General features: G+C 69.0%; 10 protein-coding genes and 1 tRNA gene. 4 read left to right on the top strand and 7 right to left on the bottom strand.

What is annotated here, in order from left to right; translation table 11 throughout:
* The 3 genes from ACESMO_RS04900 to ACESMO_RS04890 form a co-directional block, all read right to left on the bottom strand.
* Nucleotides 1–77: transfer RNA gene (locus tag ACESMO_RS04900), tRNA-Arg, on the bottom strand.
* 391 nt (nt 78–468) lie between these two features.
* Nucleotides 469–1,251, bottom strand: a complete 783-nt coding sequence (locus ACESMO_RS04895; RefSeq protein ID WP_372707059.1) for an SDR family oxidoreductase — start codon at nt 1,249–1,251, stop codon at nt 469–471.
* Entirely contained in the window at nt 1,248–1,550 is a 303-nt protein-coding gene (locus ACESMO_RS04890; RefSeq protein ID WP_372707058.1) for a 4a-hydroxytetrahydrobiopterin dehydratase, read from the bottom strand. Before ACESMO_RS04890 ends, ACESMO_RS04895 begins: the two co-directional genes overlap by 4 nt.
* Before the next feature lie 114 nt (nt 1,551–1,664).
* Between ACESMO_RS04890 and ACESMO_RS04885 the strand changes: the two genes are divergently transcribed.
* The 4 genes from ACESMO_RS04885 (at nt 1,665) to ACESMO_RS04870 (ending at nt 5,350) form a co-directional block, all read left to right on the top strand.
* Nucleotides 1,665–2,372: a Crp/Fnr family transcriptional regulator gene (locus ACESMO_RS04885; protein WP_372707057.1), complete on the top strand. Its 708-nt coding sequence runs from the start codon at nt 1,665–1,667 to the stop codon at nt 2,370–2,372.
* Nucleotides 2,373–2,433: 61 nt separating this feature from the next.
* Nucleotides 2,434–3,237: a class I SAM-dependent methyltransferase gene (locus ACESMO_RS04880; protein WP_372707056.1), complete on the top strand. Its 804-nt coding sequence runs from the start codon at nt 2,434–2,436 to the stop codon at nt 3,235–3,237.
* The gene (gene ubiB / locus ACESMO_RS04875; RefSeq protein WP_372707055.1) at nt 3,225–4,832 is read left to right on the top strand and encodes a 2-polyprenylphenol 6-hydroxylase; all 1,608 of its coding nucleotides are present in this window, start codon (nt 3,225–3,227) and stop codon (nt 4,830–4,832) included. Before ACESMO_RS04880 ends, ubiB begins: the two co-directional genes overlap by 13 nt.
* A 20-nt stretch (nt 4,833–4,852) precedes the next feature.
* Complete coding sequence (locus tag ACESMO_RS04870) at nt 4,853–5,350, top strand: hypothetical protein (protein ID WP_372707054.1); 498 nt, start codon at nt 4,853–4,855, stop codon at nt 5,348–5,350.
* Here the strand turns inward: ACESMO_RS04870 and arfB are convergent, their stop codons facing one another.
* The 4 genes from arfB to ACESMO_RS04850 form a co-directional block, all read right to left on the bottom strand.
* The gene (gene arfB / locus ACESMO_RS04865; protein ID WP_372707053.1) at nt 5,351–5,752 is read right to left on the bottom strand and encodes an alternative ribosome rescue aminoacyl-tRNA hydrolase ArfB; all 402 of its coding nucleotides are present in this window, start codon (nt 5,750–5,752) and stop codon (nt 5,351–5,353) included.
* Complete coding sequence (locus ACESMO_RS04860) at nt 5,749–6,219, bottom strand: YaiI/YqxD family protein (RefSeq protein WP_372707052.1); 471 nt, start codon at nt 6,217–6,219, stop codon at nt 5,749–5,751. Before ACESMO_RS04860 ends, arfB begins: the two co-directional genes overlap by 4 nt.
* A gap of 111 nt (nt 6,220–6,330) precedes the next feature.
* Nucleotides 6,331–7,683, bottom strand: a complete 1,353-nt coding sequence (locus ACESMO_RS04855; protein ID WP_372707051.1) for an amidohydrolase family protein — start codon at nt 7,681–7,683, stop codon at nt 6,331–6,333.
* Nucleotides 7,683–9,176 (bottom strand): amidohydrolase, encoded by a 1,494-nt coding sequence (locus tag ACESMO_RS04850; protein ID WP_372707050.1) that lies wholly within the window; start codon nt 9,174–9,176, stop codon nt 7,683–7,685. Before ACESMO_RS04850 ends, ACESMO_RS04855 begins: the two co-directional genes overlap by 1 nt.
* Nucleotides 9,177–9,209 lie beyond the last annotated feature (33 nt).

Below are 9,209 nucleotides of genomic sequence, written 5' to 3'. Positions count from 1 at the left end.
TGGCGCACCCGACAGGATTCGAACCTGTGACCCCTGCCTTCGGAGGGCAGTACTCTATCCAGCTGAGCTACGGGTGCGTCTGGCGGCCGAAAGCCGGACGAAGGGCCTTACAGCAGGACCGCGCCGCCCTCAATCCCGAATGCGTCTCGGCGCGGCCGGCGCCGGCTTGCGGATTTGCAAGGTTCCTGCCGGCCGCGTCCCGGTCTGGCATGGCCTCGCTTCGCCCCCGGAGGTTTCCATTCGCGCCCTCGTCCTCGGTCTGCTGCTGTTCGTCGTCGCCTGCGCCGCGACGTGGTCCAGGCCTGGGTCGAACGCGAGGGCCCGGAACGCTGGCAGGGAATGGAGATCCTGCTGTCGAGCCAGATCCTGCCGGTGGATCTGATCCCCTGACTCAGACCGCGTCGGGTCGGGAGGTCCCGAAGGGCCGATGAACGCGGGTCAAAAAGGGTGGCAGTGAGCGCCGCGTGCTCACTGCGCCAGCATGCCGCCGTCGATCTTGAACTCCGCGCCGGTGACGAATTTCGACTCGTCAGCGGCGAGGTAGAGGACGCAGTAAGCCACATCGTCCGGCTCTCCGATCCGCTTCATCGGGATGCCACGAGTGAGGCGTTCGAGAGCCTTGGCCTCGTCGCCACCGGCCATGGCGATGAAGGGGTCGAGGATCGGGGTCTTGATGAAGACCGGATGGACCGAGTTGCAGCGCACGTTCCAGCCGCCCTTGGCAGCCTCCAGGGCGATGGTCTTGGAATACATCCACACCGCCGCCTTGGTGGCGTTATAGGCCCCCATGCCCGGCGCGGCGGCGAGGCCGGCCACCGACGAGATGTTGACGATCGACGACGGCGCCGAGGCCCGCAGGTGCGGCATGGCGTGTTTGCAGCCCAGCATGATGGACTCGATGTTGACCGCCTGGACGCGGCGCCAGTTCTCGAGCGTGTCGGTCTCGACGAATTTCATGTCGCCGCCGATGCCGGCATTGTTGACCAGGATCGACAGGCCGCCCATGGCCGCCACGGCCCGGTCGATGACCGAGATCCACTCGCCCTCGTCGGTGACGTCGTGGGCGAAGGCGAAGGCCGCGCCGGGAATTTCGGCGTTGATCGCGGCCGCCAGTGTCCGCGCGCCCGCTTCATTCACATCGGTCACCGCGACCTTTGCGCCCTCGCGGGCCAGCATCCAGGCCATGGCCTCGCCCAGACCACCGGCCGCGCCGGTGATCAGGGCGGATTTGCCCGCGACACGCCCCGTCACGACGTCACCCCCATCGCCAGCGCCGCCTCGTCGATGAAGCGCGCCATGCGGACGTCCCGGTCGGTTACCCCGCCCGCGTCGTGCGTCGTCAGCAAGACCTCGACGCGATTGTAAACGTTGGACCATTCCGGATGGTGATCGGCCTTGTCGGCCAGCAGCGCCACGCGGGTCATGAAGCCGAAGGCCGCGTTGAAGTCGGTGAAGGTCAGCGTCCGCTCTATGGCGGGCCTGTCTCCTGCCCCGCGTCGCCACTGGGGCAGGGTCTTCAACACATCCTCGACGTCGAGCCGATCGGTCATGGGGCATCCTCCGTTCGACTGCCGTATCGCGCCGGGAACCCGGCCACAAGCGCGACGGAACGCGTGCCAAGCTTTGACGTTAACAAGCGTCGCCATTTCCAAGCGGAGCCCTTCGTGGACAATCTATGGATCGCCTCTCTGGACCCCGCCGATCGGAGACGGCTGCAACCCCATCTGCAAGAGCGCGTCTTCACACAGGGCCAGATACTCTACGACGCGGGCGAAGCGGTCGACGCCGTCTGGTTCCCGCTGACGGGCGTGGTGTCCCTGATGACGTTGCTGCCCGAGGACCGGATGGTCGAGACCGCCGCCATCGGGCGCGAAGGTCTGGTCGGCGTGACCTGCGGGCCGATGAACGGGCGGGCGTCCAGCCGCGCCATCGCCCAGTTGGAAGGCAGCGCCGCCTGCTGTTCCGCCGACGTCTTTGCGGACGCCCTGTCGCGCAGCGAATCCATGCGGATGGCGCTGGCCCGTTTCACCGAAGGATTGTTCGCCCAGGTCCAGCAGACCGCCGCCTGCAACGCCCGGCACCGGCTTGATGAGCGGCTGGCGCGCTGGCTTCTGACCCTGCACGACCGCGCAGGGAGCAACCGCTTCCACCTGACCCAGTCGGACATCGCCGGCATGCTGGGCGTGCGTCGCGCCACCGTCAGCGAGGTCGGGTCTGACCTGGAGAGCAGGGGTCTCATCAAACGCGGTCGGGGCTGGGTCGAGGTGCTGGACCGTGACGCGCTCGAGCAGGCGTCTTGCGGCTGTTACGAGCTGATGCGGGGCGTCATGAAGGACCTGCGCCTGCCGCGTCCGGTTCCGGTCGGTCACTGACAGCGTGACCGCGACCAGACGGCCCGGTGACGGCGCTTGCGCGACGCGCTAGACCCGCGACATGAACGCCGCCGCCTCCTCTGGAAAGACCGCCTCCGGCAAGACCTCATCGTTCGGCTTTCGCGACGTCGATGCGAAGGAGAAGGCGCGGATGGTGCGCGGCGTGTTCGACAGCGTAGCCTCCAGCTACGACCTGATGAACGACTTGATGAGCGGGGGCGTGCACCGGCTCTGGAAGGACGCGGCGGCGGCCAGGCTGAACCCCCGTCCCGGCGAGGTCATCCTCGACGTGGCGGGCGGCACCGGCGACATGGCGCGGCGCTATGCGAAGATGGCGCGCGCGGCCCAGACGCGGCGCGGCGCCTCTGGACCCTCCAACCCCGACGCTTCGGTCGTCGTGCTGGACTACAACGCCGAAATGATCATGGCCGGGGTCGACAAGGGCGGCGAGCCTGAGATGAGCTGGACCGTCGGCGACGCCATGGCCCTGCCCATGCCCGACGCCTCGGTCGACGCCTATTCGATCAGCTTCGGCATCCGCAACGTGGTCGACGTCGATCAGGCCCTGCGCGAGGCGCGGCGCGTGTTGAAGCCGGGCGGGCGGTTCCTGTGCCTGGAGTTCAGCCGCCCGACCGCCTCGGCGATCCGCGCCGCCTATGATGCCTGGTCCTTTCACGCCATTCCCCGCATCGGCGGCTGGGTCGCGGGGGATCGCGACAGCTATCAGTATCTGGTCGAGAGCATCCGCCGCTTCCCCGACCAGCTGACCTTCAAGGCCATGATCGAGACCGCCGGGTTCAGTCGCGTGACGGTGACCAACCTGTCGGGCGGCGTGGCGGCCATTCATCACGGATGGGCCGTCTGACCCGGCCTCTGACCCGGATGACGCCGCCGGCGCCGCCGCCGACCGTGCCGGTGCGCAGTCCCGTGGCCTCCACTTTCCGCCTGATGCGGTGGATGTGGGTGCTGATCCGACACGACACCCTGATCCCCCGCGAGATCACGCCGCTGGTCCCCATCTGGATTCGCTGGCTGGGTCATCTGCTGCATGCCATGGCCGGGCGCGAAGGCCGCGAAGGGCGGCCCGGCCAGCGTCTCGGCAAGGCCTTCGAGCATCTGGGCCCGGTCGCCATCAAACTGGGTCAGGTGCTGGCCACGCGGGCCGACATCTTCGGCATCGAATTCGCCCGCGACCTCGGCCGGCTGAAGGACAACCTGCCGCCCTTCCCGCTGGACCAGGCGCGACGCGAGGTCGAGCGCGCGCTGGGTCGTCCGGTCGAGAGCCTGTTCACCGACTTCGCCCCGGCCGTCGCCGCCGCCTCCCTGGCGCAGGCGCATCCGGCCTGGCTGGCCGACGGACGCAAGGTCGCGGTCAAGGTGCTGCGGCCCGGCGTGGAGCGGCGCGTCGCCCGCGGGCTGGACGCCATGCGGCTGGGGGCCGGAATGGTCGACCGGTTCATACCGCTGGCCCGGCGTCTGGAACCCCGCGCCTTCGTCGAGACGGTGGCCCGCTCCATGCTGCTGGAGCTGGACATGCGGCTCGAGGCCGCCGCAGCCTCCGAGCTAAAGGACATCATGGACAAGTCGACCGGGGTCGGCGGAACCGGTCACATGACCGCCCCGGCCGTAGTCTGGGACGGCGTCGGACGGCGCGTGCTGACGCTGGAATGGGCCCCCGGCCTGCCCATGACCGACCCCCTGGCCGCCGAACAGCCGGGGCTGGACAAGGATGCCCTGGCCGACAACGTCGTGCGCGCCTTTCTGAGCCAGGCGCTGGACCACGGCACCTTCCACGCCGATCTGCACGAGGGCAACCTGTTCTGCCACGCCCCGGCTGAGCTGACCGCCATCGACTTCGGCATCGTCGGCCGCCTCGGCCCGGCCGAGCGGCGCTATCTCGCCGAAATCCTCTGGGGCTTCCTCAGCCGCGACTACGACCGCATCGCCGAGGTCCATTTCGAGGCCGGATATGTCCCGCCCGAACACTCCGTCGAGGCCTTCGCCCAGGCCCTGCGCGCGGTGGGCGAACCCGTCATCGGCAAACAGGCGTCGCAGGTGTCGATGGGCCGATTGCTGGGCCAGTTGTTCGAGATCACCGGCCTGTTCGACATGCACCTCCGGCCCGAACTGATCCTGCTGCAGAAGACCATGGTGTCGGTCGAGGGCGTGGCGCGCCGTCTGAACCCCGACCATGACCTGTGGGAAGCGGCCCGGCCCGTCGTCGAGACCTGGATCCGCCGTGAACTGGGGCCCCAGGCCCGCGTCCGCGACGCCATCGGCGAGTTCCGCGCCACCTTGAAGTCCATCTCCCGCCTGGCGCAGGACCCGCCACGGGCCGAAACCGTCGTGATCCGCGAAAGCCGGACGCCGGTCTGGATGATCGTCATGGTCACGGTGGCGACCTGCGCCTCCGTCACCGCCCTTGTTCTGTCGCTTTGGCCGGGCATCTTGCCCGGCTGAAACCCGGAGACGTCCAGCCTATGAAGCCGATCCTGATCGCCGCGGTCCTGCTGCTCGCCCCCTCGGCCGCCTCCGCCCAGGCGGCCGCCGCGACCCTGCCGAACGCCTTCGACCGCCCGACGGCCGGGGTCGCTTCCGCCGCCCCCGCCGCGACCCCCGCTTTGGCCCCCGCCGCAGCCGTGACGCCCGCCAATGCCAAGGCCGAGGACACCCTGCGAACCCTGATCGCCGGCAGCCAGTCGGGCGCGATGGACTATGCGCTGATGACCGAAGACCTGGCCGCCATGATGCGCGAGCAGGAGGGCCAGATCACGCCGCTGCTGACCAGCTTGGGCGCGGTCCAGGCCGTGGACTTCCTCGACAGCCAGAATGGCGTCGATCTGTTCGCGGTCACCTTTGCCACTGCGGCGACGCAGTGGATGATCGGCTTCGAGCCGGGCGGCAAGGTCACCGCCCTGCGGTTCCGGCCCGCCCCCACCGAGCCCGCGACGCCCCCCGCCACGCCCGCCGCCCAATAGTCAGTCCAGATCGGGCCGTCCGCGCCCGCTCTTGATCCCCGACCGCTTGGCCTTGCCGTCCAGCCGCCGCTCCTTGGAGGCACGGGTCGGTCGGGTCGGCACGCGATAGACCGGCGCGACCGAGGCCTTGTCCACCAGCCCCTGTAGCCGTTCGATGGCGTCGGCGCGGTTGCGTTCCTGCGTCCGATGGCGGACGGCGGTGATCAGGATGATCCCGTCCAGGGTCAACCGGCTGCCCGCTGCCTTCATCAGCCGTGCCCGCACCGACTCGGTCAGCGACGGCGAGTTCTTCGCGTCGAAGCGCATCTGCACCGCGGTCGAGACCTTGTTGACGTTCTGCCCGCCCGGCCCCCCGGCGCGATAGAAATGAAACTCCAGCTCGCTCTCGGGAATGATCGTCACCGCGCCACCCGTTTGGCCCGCACCACCGCCTGATCCAGTACCTGCAGGAAGGCCGAGCGGTCCTTCGGCCCGAACGGCGGCGGGCCGCTGGTCGCCACGCCCATGGAGCACAGATGCTCGCCCACCATCCGTCCGGCCAGCGCCGAGCCGATGGAGTCCGGGGTAAAGGGCTGGCCGTTCGACTTCAACGCCTGCGCCCCCGCCTTCAGGCAGCGATCGGCCAGGGGAATGTCGGCGGTGATGACGATGTCGCCCGGTCCCGCCCGTTCGGCGATCCAGTCGTCGGCCACGTCAGGCCCGGCGTCAACCACCACCTGTTCGATCCACGGTTCGCGCGGTGTGTTGATCCAGCCGTTCGACACCACGAACACATGCAGGCCATAGCGCGCCGCCACGCGATAGACCTCGTCCTTCACCGGACAGGCGTCGGCGTCGATGAACAGGCGGGGCGGGGCGGACGCGGTCATCTCACGAACCTAGCGCAAATCGCGCTCAAGCAGCGAGTGACCGCGTCACGAGCGTTAGCGCAGACAACCTGTGCTCAAGCAGCGAGTGACCGCGTCACGAGCGTTAGCGCCCTAACGCGTATACGCCGGCGGCATCGCGCCTTCGCCGCCGTCGCGATAGCGATCCCGCAGCAGGAACTGGCGGCTGGTCGGGGCCTGTTCGGCGCCGCCGATGAAGATCGTCTCGGCGTTGCTGAGCGGCTCCAGCGGATCGCCGGACCAGATCACCACATCGGCGGCTGCACCGGCGCGCAGTTCGCCGAACTGGCCGGCCATGCCGAATATCCGGGCGGGATTGACCGTGATGGCCTCGATCGCCGCGTCATACGGTAGCCCGTGGGAAACGGCGTTGCCGGCGTTGTAGCGGGTCTCTCGGGCGCGGTGGACCGAACCTTCATTGCCCTTGATGGCGATGACCACGCCCGCCGCGTCCAGCACCGTAGCGTTCTGCAGGCGCGCTGCACGGGTTTCGAGACTGCCCGGCAGGTTGGCCAGCGGGTTCAACAGCACCGGCACATTCGCCGCCGCGATCTGATCAGCGACCAGCCAGCCCTCTTCGGCGCCGTCGAGGATGATCCTGACGCCTTCTTCGCGGGCGAGGCGCAGAACCTGCTGGATATCGGCGGCGCGACGCACGGTGACGATCAGCGGCATGGAGCCGTTGGCCACCGGAATCAGAGCCTCCAGATCAGCGCGCGACAGGCTGAGATCGCGCAGGCCGGCCCGGTCATAAGCCCCCTTGTTGCGGGCATAGAGGCGGACCTCGGCCAGAGTTTCCTTGAACTGGGTGAACTGGGCCCCGCGCGCGCCGCCGACGATGCCGGCTCCGGCCTCGCCGAACGGGGCGACCATGGCTACCCGTGCCCGGACCAGGATGTCATTGCCCTGGGCCAGATGGATGATCGCGGCCTGTCCGGCGAACAGGCCGGGCGACTGGAAGCCGCCGTGGCCGACGCCGGCGAAGTCCGAATCGTCATGGGCGTGACCGCCACCGCCGCCGCCCGCATGGTTGGGGACGACAATGGCCCGGGTGATGCCGCCGAGACGGGCCACCGGCAGGGTGAAGGACCAGGGGTCGAGGCCGTAGCTGACATCGAATGAGGCGCTGATCGAGTTGGCTCCGTTGCGCAGATCGTCAGAACCCCCGACCGAGGAGACCTCGATCCCGCCGAGGCCCGAATCGACCGCAACGAAGCCGGGCGAGACCACCTTGCCGCGGGCGTCGATGATGCGGGCGCCGGAGGGCGCGACACCGGTCCCGACCGAGACGACCCGGCCGTTCTGGATCACCACCGTGCCGTTCTCGATCACCGAGGTTCCGGTCAATACCCGCCCGCCGGTGATGGCGGTGAGGGACTGGGCGAAGGCGGGGGTGGACAACGCCGCCATGCAGGCGGCACCGAGGATGAGGCTCTTGAGGCGCATCAGCGGGCTCCCTGCGTCACGCCGGCGGCCGCGAGGCCATAGCCGGGCTGGCCCAGCTCAAAGTCGGACAGCGGCTGATAGGCCGGGTTCATCCGGTCGTAGCTCAGGGCTCCGTCGATGAAGACCTGATCGGCGCGGGCATAGACGCTGAACGGATTGGCGCTCCAGACCACGACGTCGGCGCGCTTGCCGGTTTCCAGCGAGCCGGTCTGGTCGGCGATGCCCAGCGACCGGGCCGGATTGAGGGTGATCCAGCTGATCGCCCGCTCTTCGCTGATGGCCATGCCGATGCGGCGGCCGGCGGCCAGCGCTGCGGCGGCTTCCTGGTTCAGGCGTTGGGTCAGTTCGGCGTCGTCGGAATGGATGACGGCACAGCTGCCTTCCGGCGCATCGACCAGGGCGGCATTGGCCTCGACGGCGTCGAGCGCCTCCATCTTGAAGCCCCACCAGCCGGTCCACATGTCGGCGCAGATGCCCTCGCGGGCCAGCAGCGGGGCGACCTTATAGGCCTCGACCGCGTGGTGGAAGGCGGTGATCCGGTAGCCGAACTCCTTGGCGATATCGATCATCACGGCCATTTCGTCGGCGCGATAGCAGTGGTTCTGGACCAGTATCGAGCCGTCCAGCACGCCGACCAGGGTCTCGAGCTGTAGGTTGCGGGTCGGGGGCGAGCCCTCGCCATCCTCGCGCCATTTGTCCCATTTGGCCCGATAGTCCTGGGCGGCGATGAAGGCGGCACGATAGCCGGCGACATTGCCCATGCCGGTGGCCGGCGAAGTGTTGCGGCCGCCATAGACCCGCGACGGGTTCTCGCCGCAGGCCATCTTCACGCCATAGGGCGCGCCAGGCATCTTCATGCCCTGCATGGTCACCGAGGGCACATTGCGCACGGTGACGCCGCGGCCGCCGAACAGGTTGGCCGAGCCCGGCAGGATCTGGAGCGTGGTCACCCCGCCGGCGCGTGCGGTGTTGAAGCCGGGGTCCTGGGGCCACAGCGAATGCTCGGCCCAGACCTGGGCGGTGTTGGGGTTGGTCGCCTCATTGCCGTCGCTCATCCCCGACACGCCCGGCGAGGGATAGACGCCCAGGTGCGAGTGCACATCAATGATGCCAGGCGTCACGAAGCGGCCGCGCGCGTCGACCGTGCGGTGGCCCGACGGGATGGCGGTCGAGGCGTCGCCCACGGCGGCGACCTTGCCGTCGGTGACGATGACCACGCCATTCTCGATCTTGCGGCCCGCGCCGGTGAAGACCGTGCCGCCGACGATGGCCATGTTCTCGCGCGGCAGGCCGCGATAGGTCGAGGGGAAGGGATCGGGGTTGGTGGCGGCGTCGAGGCCCCTCGCCAGCGTCCGCTTGTCCGAATCGTCGGTGGAAGCGCCGTCGCCGGGCTCTGAGTCCCCGGTGGTGGCGCAGGCCGACAGGGCCAGAACGCCCGCGACCGCGCAGGCGAGGACGGCGAGGCTTGAACCCCGCAAGGCGTGAAATCTCATCGAACGCTCCCCTGATGCGCAACCTCGACCCTG

The organism is Brevundimonas sp., assembly GCF_041688735.1.
In the GTDB taxonomy this organism is placed as follows: Bacteria; Pseudomonadota; Alphaproteobacteria; order Caulobacterales; family Caulobacteraceae; genus Brevundimonas.
Note: the sequence above shows the minus strand (reverse complement) of the source record. Positions and strands in the feature narration are given on the sequence as shown.

Coding starts and splice junctions, on each gene's coding strand:
- ACESMO_RS04880 (WP_372707056.1), top strand. CDS start 2,434: ATGAACGCCGCCGCCTCCTCTGGAAAGACCGCCTCCGGCAAGACCTCA.
- ACESMO_RS04870 (WP_372707054.1), top strand. CDS start 4,853: ATGAAGCCGATCCTGATCGCCGCGGTCCTGCTGCTCGCCCCCTCGGCC.
- ubiB (WP_372707055.1), top strand. CDS start 3,225: ATGGGCCGTCTGACCCGGCCTCTGACCCGGATGACGCCGCCGGCGCCG.
- ACESMO_RS04860 (WP_372707052.1), bottom strand. CDS start 6,219: ATGACCGCGTCCGCCCCGCCCCGCCTGTTCATCGACGCCGACGCCTGT.
- ACESMO_RS04855 (WP_372707051.1), bottom strand. CDS start 7,683: ATGCGCCTCAAGAGCCTCATCCTCGGTGCCGCCTGCATGGCGGCGTTG.
- ACESMO_RS04850 (WP_372707050.1), bottom strand. CDS start 9,176: ATGAGATTTCACGCCTTGCGGGGTTCAAGCCTCGCCGTCCTCGCCTGC.
- ACESMO_RS04890 (WP_372707058.1), bottom strand. CDS start 1,550: ATGACCGATCGGCTCGACGTCGAGGATGTGTTGAAGACCCTGCCCCAG.